Origin of the sequence: Pseudoalteromonas sp. P1-7a (genome assembly GCF_001401855.1) — a bacterium.
GTDB lineage: Bacteria > Pseudomonadota > Gammaproteobacteria > Enterobacterales > Alteromonadaceae > Pseudoalteromonas.
Genome location: NZ_LKDU01000037.1, coordinates 21,598 through 38,159 on the forward strand (window position 1 = coordinate 21,598; position 16,562 = coordinate 38,159).

Here is a 16,562-nt window from a genome sequence, read left to right on the forward strand (position 1 = left end):
TTTTTATCAATCACATGTGTTTAAACAACACCGCGCGGTAAGCGACAGTCGTGATCTTTACTTGCAAGCTCAACAATCCAAAGCTCTTCAGCTGTGTAGCCGTCTTCGCTTTGTGTTACCACAGTAAACGGTGCCGTTTTTTGTGCTTTAACAGGCGCAGCCGCTTTAGTTTTAGTTTTTTTCGCAGGCGCTTTTTGCTCAGCTTGTGCAGGCGATGTGCCAGCGCTTAGTTCTTTCGTTAGCTCTGCTACATCAGCTAGGCGTAAGTTTTTGCCACCATCGATGCTGTACCAGCCTGGTTTTGTAGTAATTTCAGGTTTTTTACCATTGGCAGCTTCATATGCAGCTTCAAAGGCAGATAAAACTTCTGTTTTGTCTAGTTTGCTCATCAGAGACCCTATACGTTGTGAACACAGATAAAGAAGCCGTATTTATACCTATTTTCCGACTGTTTTTCAATTTTTTGCGATTTTCCTTCCATTTTAGCCCCATAAACGCCAAAATTTGCACAAAATTCAGTGCTGAGTAAGGTAATAAGTATGCAACGTAGAGAATTTAACCAACTATTAAACGACATTTTAGAACCTCACACAATTAAAGATTTTTGCCCTAATGGGTTGCAAATCGAAGGTAAAAACGAAATCAAAACGATTGTTACGGGAGTGACTGCAAGCCAAGCACTCATTGATGCAGCGATAGAAAAAAAAGCCGATGCGATTTTAGTTCACCATGGTTATTTTTGGAAAGGTGAATCGCAGCCTATTATCGGCATGAAAAAACGCCGTATAGGTGCCTTATTAGCGCACGATATTAATTTATTTGCTTATCACTTACCGCTTGATATTCACCCTGTTATAGGTAACAACGCCCAGCTGGCTAATTTGCTCGATATCGAAATAGAGACAGGGCTTGAACCCGTTACAAATAGCGTTGCTATGAAAGGACGGTTAAAAACTCCGCTTACAGGTAGCGAGTTTGCAAATAAAATAGCTAAAGTTTTAAACCGTGAACCATTACGTAGTGTTGTACGCGATGAAAAAATTAACACCATTGCGCTGTGTACAGGAGGCGGGCAAGGTTATATCGATTTAGCAGCAGAGCAGGGAGTTGATGCATACCTAACGGGTGAAGCATCAGAACAAACGATTCATAGCTCGCGAGAGCAAAATATAGACTTTTTTGCAGCAGGGCATCATGCAACCGAACGGTACGGAATTAAAGCGCTTGGTGAGCTACTTGCTAAAGAGCATGGTTTTGATGTGAGTTTTATAGATATAGATAACCCAGTATAAGTGTATATACTCTACAGCGCCTCTGGGTTTATCCAGCGGCGCACACTTATCCAAGCATTCCCAATCACTTCATGGGCATATTGCGTTACTACACGTAATGCCTCAGCATTTGGTATAAATTGTTTATACAAAGGTAAAGCCGCAAAATTGTGATAATCCGTAGCGGCAGGAATAACCTTAACACCTTGGGCATTAAACAAGTTTTTTGCGCGCGGCATGTGTAGCACAGACGTAACTAGTGCAACTTTAAAATCAACGAGTTTAGGGGCGAGTAGCTTGGCTTCGGCAGCGGTATCCATTGCTTGCGGGTTTTGTTTTATGCGGCTTTTGCTTATTCCTAAATCTATTGCTACTTGGCTCATTAACGCGCTATTTGTTACTTTGTTGTAGCCACCGCCAGACACGATAAGCGTTGCATTAGGGTATTTTTTTGCAAGCTTGACGCCTTCTACCAAGCGAGTAAGCGCACAATTTCCTAACTGATTATTAGCGCTTAAAGCAGGGTTTGGGTTTATATCGCACCCCAGCACAACAATCTTATCAAGGCTTGGGTGTTTTAGTGCATTAAATGCCAGTGATACGAGCTCATTGTGTTTAATAAGTTGATGCGCAGCAAACGGTGTACTTAACACTATAAGCGTTAATATACTCAAACTTGCGAGCACTAAAGCAGGCTTACGTCCACGAAACGCTAAAACTAGCATTACAAACGTAAGTAAACCAAATAGCGGGAGTGGCATAATTAAGCCACCTAATAATTTTTTTAATTCAAACATAACAAGCAACATAAAACCCAATAGGCCTTATGTTACTTATTCGTTTATGATTTATCGACCGTTATTTTGCTTACAGGTATTTAAAAAATGGCGATAAACGGGGTTGTCTTTCATGTCTTTTTTCATTGCTAGGTACATAGGGCGGGTTAGGCCTAGTGCTCCAAGCGGGATTGATTTAATTAAACCTTGGCTTTCGTAAGGAGTTACCAACCAATCAGGCAACGCTGCTACACCCATTCCTGCACTCACAAGCTGAAAAATTAATAAGCCTTGGTCTACATTTTTTAAGGTACCTTCAAAGCGGGCATTTTGAATAAAGTGTTTAAATATATCTTGTCGCTCGCGCGGAATAGGGTACGAAATGATGGTTTCGTTTTTTAAATCAAGCGCCGTTACATATGCTTTTTTAGCTAGGTCGTGATCAGGGGCGACAATAAGCTTTAATTTAAAATCAAATAAGTGAGCGTATTCAAGCTTATCAGGCTCGCGTATATCTGAAGTTAATACTAAGTCGAGCTCATCATTGAGTAAATCTGGTATAGCGTCGTAGCTAAAGCCGCGTTCGTAGTCAATTTTGATGTCTGGCCAAAAATTATTAAATTCTTTAATTGTTGGAAGCAGCCAATGAAAACACGCATGGCATTCAACACTTAAGCGTAGTTGAGAAATTGGTTGATTCAGGCTTTCTTTTAAGCGGCACTTCGTGGCTTCTACTTTTGGCAAAACGTCGTTAGCAAGTTCAAGTAAAAGCATTCCTTGAGGTGTAAAGCGCACAGGCTGCGTTTTTCTTTCAAATAATTGGCAGTCTAATTTGTTTTCTAAGTCTTTAATTTGATGAGATAAAGCTGATTGCGTTAAAAATAATTCGCGGGCTGTATTAACTAACGATCCGGTGTCTTTTAATGTCGCAATAGTTTTAAGGTGTTTTATATCAATCATCTTTAATAATTCTCAAGGGGAAAGTGAGTTTGGCTCAGATTGACTACATACTACGCCTTTACAAAAAACGTTTCAACGTCTAGATGGCTAAAATAATCCATTAATTACTAAAGTACACCCTTAAAGTTAAATTAATTAATGTGAGCACTTTACTTGCTACTGGTTTGATGAGTTTGCCATGAGTTTAGCTCAAGTTGTTTTGTAGGTTATGTAGCTGCGGTGTAAAGCAGCGTTATGGACAGGGGTATTTAATAAATGGCACAGGTTTTTAAGCGGGATAAGTAATTATAAAAACTAAGTAGGATAAGTAATTATAAAAACGCGCAAAACAAGTATGTGTTTAATGGGCTAAAGCTTAAACAGTAATAATATGTTTTTATTGCTTTAAAACTGAGCGCTTAAATAAACGAATGGGTATTACGGGGCTTACTTTTTACACCTTTTTGGTTTTGAAAATGTAAGCCTTTGGATAACAGCTACTACAGGGGTTTATTGATAAGTTGAATAGCGCGTTGTGCTGTAACCGGTTTTGACTTTAAAAAGCCTTGACCGTAATTACATTGAGTGCCTTGTAAAATAGTGAGTTGCTCTTGGGTTTCGATTCCCTCGGCCACTACTTCAAAATTTAATGATTGCGCTAGTGAGAGAATGGCCTCGACTAACGGGTTATTGGTTTTATTGAGGTGATCGATAAAGCTTTTATCTATTTTTAAAATATGGATAGGTAATTGGTGTAAGTAACCAAGCGCTGAGTAACCGGTGCCAAAATCATCCAAGCATAATTTCACTTTAAGTGGGGCAAGCCCTTCTATTATTTGCGTTGCTAAATCAAGGTTAGCAATAAGCCCTGATTCAGTGATTTCTAAACATAACGATCCTAAAGGCAGTTGGTATTTATTATACAATGCGTGAACTTGGGCAACAAAGTCGAGGCTAGCAAAGTGACGCGATGACACATTGACCGTTACTTTTAAAAATCGATGGCCTAATGTGTGCCAGTGCGCAATGTGTTGTGCAGCGAGGTCAAGCAAGTGCAAATCGAGGTTAATAATTTGTCCGGTGGTTTCGGCTATCGGAATAAACTCATTGGGTGGCACAAACCCTTTTTTAGGATGGTGCCATCTCACTAATGCCTCAAAGCCGACAACTTCGCTTGTCGCTATAGCAAAAATAGGTTGAAAATAAAGCTCAAATTCGTTGTGTTCAATGCCATGTTGTAAGTCGTTTTCTATATCGGCATGTGTTTTGAGCTTTTTACGCATGGTGTTATTAAAAAACTTAACCTGACCACGCCCGCTTGATTTAGCTTCGTACATAGCGGCATCGGCTTGCTGTAATAGCAAATAGGCTTTATCGTCGCTGCTTTCACTAAAGGCTATGCCAATGCTGGTTGATGCTTGTAATAAGTGACTATCAACATTTAGTGGCTTAGCAAGCGCTGTATTTATTCGTTTTAGTGCTTCGCTAACCTGGTTTCGGTGGGTGATATTTTCCATAAAAATGGCAAATTCGTCGCCACCGAGTCGTGCAAATGTATCGGTGTTTCTGACGGTGCCTTTTATGAGCTCACAAATTTTAATTAAAAAATGATCGCCAACCTCATGACCAAGCGAATCATTTATACTTTTAAATCGATCAAAATCTAAATAAAGTAAGGCATGGCTCGTGCCTTTTTTAACACGTGATAAACGCAAAATAGCATGTTTAATACGCTCAATAAGTAACGAGCGATTAGCAAGCCCTGTTAACTCATCGTGCAATGCTTTGTGTTCAAGCTCTTGCCTTGCAAGCTGCCTATCTATGGCCATACTAATTTGCCTACTTACGTAGGTTAAAAGCGCACTGTCGTGCTCGCTATAGTGCAACTTTTTATCGTAACTTTGAACAACGATTACACCGCTTATCCTATCATTCGCTTTAAAAGGTACACCTAGCCAAGATTCCGAAAGACGACCTACAAGTTTAAAGTCGCCATTGTCTATATGTTGCTGATAATCGTTTTGGTTTAATAGCAGTGCACTGTCTGATTTTAATAAATAATACGAAGCTGTATCTTTTAATTGTTCTTTTGATATTTTTTTATGTGCATGTGTTTGTATGCCTTCTTCAACAATGTAAACCAAATCGAGTATGTCTATTTGCTTATCGTAAAGAGCAATAAAAAAGTTATCAGCAGGCAGTAAGCTATTTATTATGTTGTGGAGTGATTCAAAAAAGGTATCTAGGTTACTGGCTTTATACGTTAAATTAGCTATTTGCAGTAAACTGTTTTCAAGCTTTTGGGCGTCGTTTAACTGATTTACTGTGTGCTTTAAGCTATTAACTGTGTTTACTTGATTTAGTTTTGCACTGAGCAAATGCGCAACCGTGGTTAAAATTTCCAAGTGGGCGTTTGTGAAATAGTTTTTTATTGGGTGTTCACAATCAATCACCCCTAAAACCTGATCTTTGTATATAAGTGGCACGCACAGCTCCGACTGGGCAGGGCGCTCATCAGCAATGTAGCGGGGGTCTTGCGTTACGTCACCAATAATAATAGCGGTGCCCGTACGGGCTACATAACCGGTTATACCTTCGTTAAAGCCTATTATTTTGCGCTCCGCTTGGTACTTGTCTCGCGAATGAGTTATCCCCATAGAGGCAACTTGATTGAGCAGTAGGCGCGTTTCATCAGCCAGGTAAATCACGCAATCAACAAACCCGAGGCGGTTAACTACTTGAGTGGTTACATACTCAAATAATTCTTCTAAGGTATCGAGCTGTAACAAGCTAGAAGAGAACTGATTGATTATGCTTAGCTGCTCGGTTTTAATTTCGAGCGCTTTATAAGTATCGAGGTGATTCGACATAAGGTAGTTTTATTCTTTTTATTTGTATTAGCAGTGATAAGTTAACCCAAATTTAAGGCAGGTTCAAAATAAAACGCTTAAATGGCGGTATTCGTCGTTAAACTTAAACCCAATCGTATTTTGCAGCCTCATAGAAGGGAATAAATTAGATAACACTTTACTAGATCTTCTCATATGCCTATGATCGGATAAATTCAGCCGTGGAAAAAAGTAATGAGCATTAATAGTAATTTAAAAAACACATTAACCATAACTCGTCCTGATGATTGGCATGTCCATTTACGCGATGGTGAGCAACTTAAAGATACAGTACGCGATATTAGCCGCTACATGGGCCGCGCCATCATAATGCCAAACCTAGTACCGCCAGCAACCAGCACAGATTTAGCGCTAGCATATCGAGAGCGAATTATGGCAGCGGGGCCACAAGGCAACTTTGAACCGCTAATGGTACTTTACCTAACTGATAAAACCACACCTGAAGAAATCAAAAAAGCCAAAGCAACCGGTAAAATTGTTGCTGCAAAGCTTTACCCTGCTGGGGCAACCACTAACTCAGACTCAGGGGTTACCTCAGTAAAGAATATTTATCCTGTATTAGAAGCGATGCAAGAAGTGGGCATGCTATTATTAGTGCATGGCGAGGTGACTGATTCATCAATAGATATTTTTGACCGTGAAAAAGTATTTTTAGAGACAATTTTAGGCGATGTTGTAGCAGACTTTCCAAATCTAAAAATAGTGCTAGAGCACATTACAACAAAAGATGCTGTTGATTTTGTAACAGCCGCTCCACAAAATGTAGCCGCAACGATTACCGCGCATCACTTATTGTATAACCGTAACCATATGTTAGCAGGTGGCATACGCCCACATTATTACTGTTTGCCTATCCTAAAACGTAATATTCATCAACAAGCTTTAATGGCTGCTGCGGTAAGTGGTAATAAAAAGTTCTTCTTAGGCACTGACTCAGCACCGCACTATAAAGATAAAAAAGAAGCTGCTTGTGGTTGTGCTGGCGCCTATACAGCCCATGCTGCTATTGAGCTTTACGCAGAGGCTTTTGAAGAAGCAGGGGCGCTGGATAAACTGGAAGGATTTGCAAGTCATTTTGGCCCTGACTTTTACGGCCTTGCTCGTAACACCGATACTATTACCTTAGAGAAAAGCCCTTGGCAAGTACCTGCTAGCTATACTCTTGGTGACTCGAAAGTTGTGCCTATTAAGGCAGAAGCTACAATTGACTGGCAGGTTAAATAAAGTACATTAAATGTATATTATAATAAGGCCGTATAGCTTGCTGTACGGCCTTTTTTTGCTTGTAATTTAGCCTTTGCACTCTTCTTAACGCTACTTGCAACTCTCTTTATTTGCAAAGCTGACTACCCAAACACGATTTGTTACAATTACAAGTTAAAAATTTACTGTTTATTAAGCAATTTAAGCTTTAAAAATAACCACTTATGTTTATCTCTTTAATTATCTTTGTTCTTAGCAAATAAATCTTAATTAATAGAGCCAAAAAAATATTAATGTGTTAACCTTAACTTGCTTTGAGTTTTTGCGTATTGAATTTACGGATATTGTGCTGCGTTTAAGGTTACCGGTTAGGTTAAAACTTGTTCCTGTACTATACCTCCAGAATTTTGGGCACTGACTCAGGGAGGATATAGCCATAATAATATGGCTGAATTTTAATTATTGACTTACAGGAAAATTTAGTATGTCGGTTACTGGTAAAGTAAAATTTTTCAACGAAGCTAAAGGCTTTGGTTTCATTGAACAAGAAAATGGTCCTGACGTGTTTGTACATTTCAGCGCAATCACTGGTTCTGGTTTTCGCACTCTTAGCGAAGGTCAAGCAGTGACTTTCAGCATCAAACAAGGTCAAAAAGGCCCTGAAGCTGAGAACGTAGAAGTAGCATAATTTAATTATGTGAACCTTAGTTCATCTTGGTGAAGCAGTTTTCTGTTTCACCATAATTCTTAAAAGTTCCCCTTCTTAGTTTTCATTCTCGCTCTACAGTAAAGCATTTAGTTTTGCAGTTTACCTCTCTTAATAGTTTCTACATTAAACATGCTTAGTTTTTCCTAATTAATAGCTAACTCTTCTTTGAACAACGGCGCTGTTTAATACATTAGCGAGTTGCAGCCAACGCACTCTCATCAAAATTAAACAATACATACTATGTCTCAACAAACTGTAAAATAACGGCCGTTGTAGGGGCTTTAATAGCGTTTTACTTTGGATAAGAATAATTAAAGCTTATTAACTTATTTGCAGTAATATTTATACATCCGCCACAAGGGCTTTTAAATAGCCTTATTTTTATACGATAAAGCGTAGGATTTACAAGATAAGCTGTATTTTTAGCCTAATTTAATTAAATTTAGTTCATTAATTTGTCACATATTTATTATTTTTGTTTTTTTTTAAGGTGTAATTCAGTTTTGTTGAGATGTTGCATTTTTGTTTCACGTAAGTGTCTAATTTTTAACTAGTGTTTAATTTTAAAGGGGCTATATAATACCAAGGCGTCTTGGTGGTGGTTACATTTATGTTAACGGTATTTTTTATGGTACTTTAGTTTTAGCTTTTTCACGGTATTTATTTACTTAGAATAGCTAACATCAAGTTGACAGGGCGTATTGCATTTAGCATTATTGGAGGGTTGATATCTATTAAAAGATATCAGGGTTGTCATCCTTAATCAGGTTGATAATTAAATTATAAAAGTAACATTACTTAATTGGTTGGGAACTATGTCTGTTAAAATCAGAAAGAGTCTTGTAGCATCTGCGTTGGTTGGCGCTTTTGCATTTGCAAGCAGCAATGTGATTGCAGATCCTTTGAATGACGTGCAAAAAGCAGGTCAGCAAATTCAAAAGGCTGCTGTTAAGTCTCAAACTAAAATTGACAACGTATACGGTCAAACTCAAGAGCTAATCGCTGAGTACCGTAGTATTGTTGATGAGACTGAACTTATGAAAGTGTACAACGATCACGTAGCACGTTTGGTCGCTGACCAAAATGCATCAATCGAATCGTTTGACCGTCAAATCGCTACTATCGATAACACTAAACAAAACGTTGTGCCTTTGATGTATCGCATGATCGATACGCTTGAGCAATTCATCAAAGCGGACGTTCCGTTCAATCTTGATTCTCGTCTTGCTCGTGTAGAAAGACTTCGTGAAATCATGGCTTCTGCGTCTGTAACGACGTCTGAGAAATTCCGCCAAGTTCTTGAAGCATACACAGTTGAAACTGCTTACAGCTCAGCTGTAACTGCTTCTCAAGGTACTTTAGAAGTTGATGGTAAAAACATTAACGTTGATATCGGTCGTTTAGGTCGTATCACTTACGTAGCACAATCTTTTGACTTAAAACACGCTTGGGTGTGGGACAACAACACTAAAGAGTGGAAAGAATTAGGTGAAGAATACCTAAAACCAGTTAAAGAAGTGATTCGTATGGCGCGTAAGCAAGCGACACTAGAACTTGTTAAACTACCAATCTTTGGCGCGGAGTAATCGAATAATGAAGAAACTATTTAAAGGTTTTGCTGTTGCAGCAGTACTATCTGTTTCTGCAGGTACCGCGCTTAATGCACATGCAAATACTGATGCTTTAGATAAAATTCTTGAGCAAGTAAAGCAAGAACGTATCTCTGAAGGTAAAATCAATAAGCAACGTGAGCAAGAGTTCTTATCAGAACGTGCTGACAAGCAAGCATTACTTAACAAAGCGAAAAGCCAATTAGCGTCTGAAAAAGCACGCGGTGACAGCTTAGCTAAGCAATATGCACAAAACGAAAATACATTAGCTGAAAAAGAGCAAGCGCTTCAAAACGCACAAGGTACTCTTGGTGAAATGTTTGGTGTTGTACGTCGTGCAGCGCAAGACGCTATCGGTTCTATCGAAGCTTCATTAGTAAGTGCTGAAAAGCCAGGCCGTGCAGAAGTACTTCGTTCATTAGCAGCTGCTAAAGAACTTCCAACAGTTCGTGAACTTGAAGAACTTTGGATTGCACTTCAAACAGAAATGACTGAGTCAGCAAAAGTTTCTACTTTTGAAACTGAAGTGTCAGGTCTTGACGGTAACTCTACGGTTAAGCAAGTAACACGTATTGGTAACTTTAACTTAGTTACTGACGAAGGTTACTTAATCTACTCGCCAGAGACAAAATCTATTCAGCCTTTAGGCAAACAACCTGATAGCTACATTTTAGATGGTATCTCTGCTCTTGAAGGTACTTCTTCTGATAATTACGCTGGCGTATACATTGACCCGACTCGTGGTGCAATCTTACGTATCAACACGCAGAAGAAAACGCTTATGGAATACTACGAGCAAGGTGCTGAAGTTGGTTACATCATTACAGTTTTATTAGCTGTTGGTCTACTAATCTTCTTAGTACGTTTCGTTGACTTAGCGCTTACTACTTCTAAGATCAAGTCTCAGCTTAAAAACTTGTCTACACCGAATACAAACAACCCACTGGGCCGTATTCTTAAAGTGTACCATGACAACAAGAGCCAAGACGTTGAAAACCTTGAGCTTAAACTTGATGAAGCTATCTTACGTGAAACGCCACGTGTTGAAGCTGGTATCAACATCATCAAGATTCTTGCTGCAATCGCACCGTTACTTGGTCTACTAGGTACAGTAATCGGTATGATCTTAACGTTCCAAACAATCACATTGTTCGGTACGGGCGATCCGAAGATCATGGCTGGTAACATCTCTCTAGCTCTTGTAACTACAGCGCTAGGTCTAATTGCTGCACTACCACTTATCCTACTTCATTCAATTGTTGCAGGTCGTAGTAAGTCAGTATTACATATCCTTGATGAGCAAAGCGCGGGTATCGTTGCTACTCACGCGGAGAAGGAGAAAGCCTAATGCTAGTCCTGATGGAGATATGGGAATCTATCAGGGATTTTGTTGGCACAGGCGGCCAGGTATTATACGTGGTCGCGATAGCACTCTTTCTTATGTGGGTTTTAATGATTGAGCGCTATTGGTTCCTACTTGCTGAATTTCCTCGTTTAACGAAGGATATTGTAGCAAAGTGGGATGCCCGCCAAGACACTACGTCTTGGTACGCACACAGAATCCGTGAAGCATGGATTTCTGAAGCGTCTGAAAAATTAGATCAGCGTATGTTGTTGATTAAAACATTAGTAGCTGTTTGTCCTTTAATAGGCTTACTTGGAACTGTAACGGGTATGATCGCGGTTTTTGAAACTATGGCAACCCAAGGTACTGGTAATGCACGTTTAATGGCATCAGGTATTTCAATGGCAACAATCCCAACAATGGCTGGAATGGTTGCGGCACTATCTGGAGTTTTCTTTAGCTCACGCCTTGAGGCAAGAGCGAGAATGGTGAAAGCCAAACTTGTAGATAGCATGCCTCATCACTAGAGAGAGAATTAAATATGGCACGTAAACAACGTTTTCGTGAAGAAGAAGAAGCAGCGGTAGATATGACGCCAATGCTTGACATCGTATTTATCATGCTTATTTTCTTTATCGTAACTACATCGTTCGTTAAAGAGGCTGGTATCGAGGTCAATAAACCTAAAGCGGCCCAAGCTACGAAGCAAAAAAATGCTAACATTTTTGTTGCTATTCGCAGTGATGGTGCTATCTGGATTGATAAACAGCAAGTTGATGTTGAACGTGTTTCAGCAAAAATCGAAAGTTTATTAGCAGAACAACCTACTGATGTTGTGATTTTGCAAGCTGATAAAGAAGCAAAACACGGCGTAGTGGTTAAAGTTATGGACCAGATCAAAGCGACAGGTGATAACCTGAGAATTTCAATAGCTGGAGATCAGTAATGATTCGTTTTCTGTTTTCACTGATTGCAGGTGGGGCAGTTACTTTCGGCTTGTTCTACTTCATGGCTTACCTCATCTCTGGTGGGGCTGACCGTAATACTGAACAAAAAGAGCAGATCATAGTCGAAATAATGACGAATCCGCCTGAATCTAAGGTGCAGGAGAGGAAGCGTGTTCCGCCTCCGCCTCCGCCACCGCCAAAGCAGCCGCCTAAACCGCAGCCGCCACAGCCGGAGAATAACAATCCTAACCCTGGTGCTATGTCATTTAACATGGGTAGCATTGATGTAGGAAGTTCGGCTGGTGGACTAAGTGGTCCAGGTGCATTTGGACGAGATGGTGATGCGACACCTATCGTTCGTATTGAACCAAAATATCCAACGCAAGCAGCGCGTGATGGTAAAGAAGGTTGGGTACAACTTTCGTTCACAATTGATGAGTTAGGTGGCGTAACTGACGTTCAAGTTATTGACGCAGAACCAAAACGTATCTTTGACCGTGAAGCTAAACGTGCACTGCGCAAGTGGAAATACCGTCCTAAAATTATTGACGGTAAACCACAGAAACAAGTTGGTTTACAAGTTCAACTAGACTTTAAACTTAACCAAGGCTAAGGAGGCGAGTAATGAGAAATTTATCTAAAGTAACTGCTCTTGCAATTCTTATGTCTGTGTCAGGTGCAGCTATTACTGCACCTGTATTAGCAGCGCCGGATTACGCTAAAATTGAAGAGCGTAAAAAAGCCAAGACTAAAATCATGGGCGAGCGTACTGGTAAAAAGGTAATTAAAGCGTTTGACTTGTACAATGAAGACAAAATTGATGAAGCAATTGCCTTGTTAAAAGAGATTGACGCATCTAACGACTTTGATAAAGCGACTGTAAATCGTTACCTAGGTAGCATGTACGCGCAAAAAGAGAAGTACGATGAAGCGATTAAATACTCTAGACAAGCGGTTGCCCCTGATATTTTAAACTTCGCAGATCACGAGCAAACTTTAAAGCTATTAGGTGATTTATACGCAGGTACTGAAAAGTTCCAAGAAGCCAAAAAAGCTTATACTGCTTGGATGGACTTCACCGGCGAAGAAGACCCTAAAGTGTACACTCGTATTGCGCAAGCTAACTATCAGTTAGGTCAGTTTCGTGATGTTTTTGAACCTGCCGACAAGGCAATCTCATTACAAAAGGAGCCTAACAAGGCGCCTTACCAATTAAAATTAGGTTCTTACTTTGAACTTAAAGATTACGCCAACATGGTGAAAATTGGTGAAGAGATTGTACGAGTTTGGCCTGATGACAAAAAAGCCTGGGTTAGTTTAGGTAAATATTACCTACAAACCGAAGACTACGCCAAAGGTCTAGCGACCATGGAAGTAGCATTCAAAAATGGCTATTTTGAAGCGGAAGTAGATTACAAAGTACTTTCTAACTTTTACTCTTTAAACGAAATTCCATTTAAAGCGGCTAAAACCCTTGAAAATGCGATTAAAGAAGACAAAGTTAAGCGTACTAAGCAAAACGTTAACGCAATTGCTAGTAACTACCACCGTTCTAAAGACATCGAAAAAGCTGCAAAGTACTACGAAGAAGCTGCTAAATTTGATGACGATGCAGAGCTTTACCGCAAAGCAGGTTCGTTACTTTTACAATCTGAAAACTTTAGTGCTGCTGTTGTTCGTTTGAACAAAGCGTTAGAGCTAGGCTCTGACAAAAAAGGCACCATTTATTCAGATTTAGCTGAAGCGTATTACTACCAAGCTAAATACAAGCAAGCTTATGCTGCTATTACTAAAGCAATGGATGACCCACGCACACGCAAGTTTGCTAAAGGTTGGTCTACATTTATTAAAGATAAAGCCGCTCGCAACGGTGTTAAAATTTAACTTTAATTTGTTTTAGCAATTATATAAAAAGCCCCTATGGGGCTTTTTTTATTGGAATTTATAATGAATAAAACGCATCTTTTGTCTGTCCTATTAAGTCTGTTTTTGGTTGCTTGTTCAAAACAACCACTGCCTTTTGAATCTTATGATGCTGCGCAGCAAAGTATCAAAAGTTTGAATACGGCGCTTAAGCCTGTCGGCGCTGCAGATGTATCCATTGAACAAGTATTGCCTTTTTCTTCAGCGTATTTATCGCTTCGTCATCAGATGTATCAGCGCCTACAAACAATGACTCTTTCAAACGCGCAAACGCAGCAGCTAAATTACTTAATTATTGCTGAGCGTTTTCCTGAGCGCTTTTTCAGCTGGCCAGCACAGGTGAATGTGTTGGACAATCTATTATCAGCGAAAATGCAAAGTACTAATTCTAAACAGGTAATTGAGTGGCTTAAGTTCACTCAAGATCAATTAGACAGTGCGCTGCAAAGCAATTTAAGATTAAACAAGATTGAATTAAGCCTCCTGCAGGGTTACTTACAAACGGCATTATTAAAACACGCTAACGCAAACGGTTTAAAAGCTCAGATTGTCGAGTTTCATGATTACTTGGCCCAGTACAAACCAAGGGGCAGCATTGGCTTACGTGGACTTGCTAATGGCAGTGAATGGTATCAAAGTAAACTAAATTACTTCAGTGGGGTAGTTAAGTCGCCTTTGCAATGGGTTGATACTATCAATCAGCATCTTCAAATGAACTCGCACACTGCACCTAATTTGAGCTATAACGAGCATCATCGTACTTCGTTTATAAGCCAATATTTAAGCAAGGCGCCAAAAGTAAAAGGGATTGATTGGCAAACTGATTACATGCTATTGCCCGCTATGGCTAAAAAAAGCCATTTAAGTCCCGAAGATAAAAGGCTAATGCTTGCGCTAATGGAAACCGATGTCGGTGTACACTACCATGCATGGACTTTATCTCAGGCAAAAGTGAACTTAGTAAAACGGTTAGCTATTTCACAGCGCGATGCGCAGTATTTAGTTGAAGATAGTGTACTTTATCCTGGCCAGGCTTTTAGTTTTGCTGGGCAATTATTAACGCTTTAAGCGCTTATGTTCGCTTAGCGCACATTTCACAGCGCTGTGTAGCAGGGTCTTGTTTGAGCAAGTGCTCTGCAATTGCTTCTTCGCAGTCGCAGCAATAACCGTATTGACCAATATCAATCTGGCTTATTGCTGCTTCCAACTTTGCCAATCTATTCACTAAGGTTTGATATTCAGGGCCTAAGTTATAAGTGGCAGTATCAAGCCATTCATTGTACTGGCTTGTCAGTATAACGTTACGTAGCTTAAGATGAGCAGGATGGGCAGACTGATTCAGCATTGCTAATATGGCTGATTTAACGTGAGCTATTTCACTGTGCAGTTGTTGCTGATAAAGCATATTGGTATAACCTTCATTTAGCGTTTCGTTATACCGGTATTATCTGAGCTGTGCTGATTATACGTTATGATTTGAATCAAGTTGCGGAGACTTAGCGTATTTTTTTAAAACCTGCGCGACCTCTCCTTTTACTTTAAGACGTCTTATTTCATCAAAGAGTGTAATGGCTTGAGGGTATTGACGTTTAAGGTAACCTAGCCATTGCTTAGTACGAGAGGCAAAGTATTTTTCATCTTGTGCAGGGTCCTGATGAACAGCTGAATGAATCAAATGATAAATTATATGCTCCCACTCTAGGCCGTTATATTGTTCATTATTAACATGTGCTTTAATTTTTTTCGCTAAATCAGGGTGAGAAAGCGCACCGCGTCCTAGCATTAAATCGCTACACTGACTTCGGGTTTGGCAAAGTAGCGCATCTTCCACTTGCCAAATTTCACCGTTGGCAACCACTGCGATGTTTTTTCCTTTTATCAGCGGGGGGATTTTTTCCCAATAAGCAGGTGGGCTATAACCATCGCGCTTGGTACGTGCATGTATAGCAATACTATCTGCTCCGGCACTTACAACGGCATCTACAATTTCTTGGCTATTGCTATCATCGTCAAAGCCTAATCGTATTTTTGCACTTACTTGGTGTTTACTATCTACCGCATCCCTTACCGCTTTGATTATGTGATACATATGATCAGGGTCTTTAAGCAGTACAGCTCCCCCGCGGCTTTTATTTACCGTTTTTGCAGGGCAGCCAAAATTAAGATCTATACCGTGGGAGCCTAAATCAATCGCTCTGACGGCGTTTTCAGCTAAAACGTCTGCCACTTGTCCTAATAGCTGTACGCGCACAGGAGTACCTGCTTTGGTTAAACCGTTATTATTGAGTTCAGGGCAATAGCGATAAAAGACTTTTGCAGGTAAACGCCTATCAATCACTCTAACAAATTCAGTTACGCATAAGTCAAAGCCACCAATATCGGTAAGAAGTTGGCGCATTTTAAAATCAACAACACCTTCCATAGGCGCTAAAACAAGTTTCATAGAGTATTTTGACTGAAAAAACGGATGCGTAGTGTACCCGCAAAGTGTGGTTTGATAAAACTTAAATTACTGTCCATATTTGTTTGTATATATTTAAAAGTAAAAAAAATGAAAATAAATGAAAGTTTTTATCTGTTAGCGGGTCTATTTAATTATACAAGCAACGCATAATTGACAATAATTAGTTTGCGTTATCTTAATACACACTTATACAAGAGAGTCATGCAATGAATACAGTAAAGAAAAACTCAATCGCGTTAACCTTAGGTGCAGTAGTTGTTGGCTCTGCAAGTTTTGCCTCTGCAGATGCACAAGCCAACCCATTTGAATTTCAACAGCTAGTAACCGGATACCAACTTGATGCCGCAGAAGGCAAGTGCGGTGAAGGCAAATGTGGCGGCGACGCAAAAGGTAAAAAAGAAGGTAAGTGCGGCGAAGGCAAATGTGGCGGCGACGCAAAAGGTAAAAAAGAAGGTAAGTGCGGCGA

Annotated in this window: 16 protein-coding genes and 1 pseudogene; 11 read left to right on the forward strand and 6 right to left on the reverse strand. The window is 39.8% G+C overall.

The window, feature by feature from the left end; all coding sequences use genetic code 11:
- Positions 1–20 precede the first annotated feature (20 nt).
- Positions 21–389 (reverse strand): hypothetical protein, encoded by a 369-nt coding sequence (locus AN389_RS17470; protein WP_055018762.1) that lies wholly within the window; start codon positions 387–389, stop codon positions 21–23.
- Positions 390–539: 150 nt separating this feature from the next.
- Between AN389_RS17470 and AN389_RS17475 the strand changes: the two genes are divergently transcribed.
- Positions 540–1,292, forward strand: coding sequence for a Nif3-like dinuclear metal center hexameric protein (locus tag AN389_RS17475; RefSeq protein ID WP_055020352.1), 753 nt, complete (start codon positions 540–542; stop codon positions 1,290–1,292).
- An 11-nt stretch (positions 1,293–1,303) separates the two neighbouring features.
- Here the strand turns inward: AN389_RS17475 and AN389_RS17480 are convergent, their stop codons facing one another.
- The 3 genes from AN389_RS17480 to AN389_RS17490 form a co-directional block, all read right to left on the reverse strand.
- Complete coding sequence (locus AN389_RS17480; RefSeq protein WP_082422787.1) at positions 1,304–2,080, reverse strand: YdcF family protein; 777 nt, start codon at positions 2,078–2,080, stop codon at positions 1,304–1,306.
- Between the two features lie 39 nt (positions 2,081–2,119).
- A complete protein-coding gene (locus AN389_RS17485) occupies positions 2,120–3,007 on the reverse strand; it encodes a LysR substrate-binding domain-containing protein (protein WP_055020353.1) in 888 nt (295 codons plus the stop codon).
- Between the two features lie 479 nt (positions 3,008–3,486).
- On the reverse strand, positions 3,487–5,856 hold the full coding sequence (locus tag AN389_RS17490) for a GGDEF domain-containing protein (protein ID WP_055018764.1): 2,370 nt from the start codon (positions 5,854–5,856) through the stop codon (positions 3,487–3,489).
- Between the two features lie 213 nt (positions 5,857–6,069).
- Here AN389_RS17490 and pyrC point away from each other — a divergent pair, with 213 nt between their 5' ends.
- The 9 genes from pyrC to AN389_RS17535 all read left to right on the forward strand — a co-directional run bounded on the left by pyrC (position 6,070) and on the right by AN389_RS17535 (position 14,700).
- Positions 6,070–7,119: a dihydroorotase gene (gene pyrC / locus AN389_RS17495; protein ID WP_055016586.1), complete on the forward strand. Its 1,050-nt coding sequence runs from the start codon at positions 6,070–6,072 to the stop codon at positions 7,117–7,119.
- A gap of 463 nt (positions 7,120–7,582) precedes the next feature.
- Positions 7,583–7,786 (forward strand): cold-shock protein, encoded by a 204-nt coding sequence (locus AN389_RS17500; RefSeq protein ID WP_004588138.1) that lies wholly within the window; start codon positions 7,583–7,585, stop codon positions 7,784–7,786.
- Between the two features lie 836 nt (positions 7,787–8,622).
- A complete protein-coding gene (locus tag AN389_RS17505) occupies positions 8,623–9,393 on the forward strand; it encodes a DUF3450 domain-containing protein (protein ID WP_004588137.1) in 771 nt (256 codons plus the stop codon).
- Between the two features lie 7 nt (positions 9,394–9,400).
- Positions 9,401–10,765 (forward strand): MotA/TolQ/ExbB proton channel family protein, encoded by a 1,365-nt coding sequence (locus AN389_RS17510; protein WP_004588136.1) that lies wholly within the window; start codon positions 9,401–9,403, stop codon positions 10,763–10,765.
- Positions 10,765–11,289, forward strand: a complete 525-nt coding sequence (locus AN389_RS17515) for a MotA/TolQ/ExbB proton channel family protein (RefSeq protein WP_004588135.1) — start codon at positions 10,765–10,767, stop codon at positions 11,287–11,289. Before AN389_RS17510 ends, AN389_RS17515 begins: the two co-directional genes overlap by 1 nt.
- Positions 11,290–11,303: 14 nt before the next feature.
- Positions 11,304–11,708, forward strand: a complete 405-nt coding sequence (locus tag AN389_RS17520) for a biopolymer transporter ExbD (RefSeq protein WP_004588134.1) — start codon at positions 11,304–11,306, stop codon at positions 11,706–11,708.
- A complete protein-coding gene (locus AN389_RS17525; protein WP_004588133.1) occupies positions 11,708–12,322 on the forward strand; it encodes an energy transducer TonB in 615 nt (204 codons plus the stop codon). Before AN389_RS17520 ends, AN389_RS17525 begins: the two co-directional genes overlap by 1 nt.
- Positions 12,323–12,333: 11 nt before the next feature.
- The gene (locus tag AN389_RS17530; RefSeq protein WP_055016587.1) at positions 12,334–13,593 is read left to right on the forward strand and encodes a hypothetical protein; all 1,260 of its coding nucleotides are present in this window, start codon (positions 12,334–12,336) and stop codon (positions 13,591–13,593) included.
- Positions 13,594–13,656: 63 nt separating this feature from the next.
- On the forward strand, positions 13,657–14,700 hold the full coding sequence (locus tag AN389_RS17535) for a hypothetical protein (protein WP_055016588.1): 1,044 nt from the start codon (positions 13,657–13,659) through the stop codon (positions 14,698–14,700).
- A gap of 4 nt (positions 14,701–14,704) precedes the next feature.
- Here AN389_RS17535 and AN389_RS17540 read toward each other — a convergent pair whose 3' ends face one another.
- Both AN389_RS17540 and AN389_RS17545 read right to left on the reverse strand, forming a co-directional pair.
- A complete protein-coding gene (locus AN389_RS17540; protein WP_055016589.1) occupies positions 14,705–15,037 on the reverse strand; it encodes a TraR/DksA C4-type zinc finger protein in 333 nt (110 codons plus the stop codon).
- A gap of 57 nt (positions 15,038–15,094) precedes the next feature.
- The gene (locus tag AN389_RS17545; RefSeq protein ID WP_055016590.1) at positions 15,095–16,075 is read right to left on the reverse strand and encodes a tRNA-dihydrouridine synthase; all 981 of its coding nucleotides are present in this window, start codon (positions 16,073–16,075) and stop codon (positions 15,095–15,097) included.
- Positions 16,076–16,302: 227 nt separating this feature from the next.
- On the opposite strand from AN389_RS17545, the pseudogene AN389_RS17550 reads away from it, so the two are divergent.
- Positions 16,303–16,562 (forward strand): annotated as a pseudogene (locus AN389_RS17550) (hypothetical protein); the annotation flags it as partial.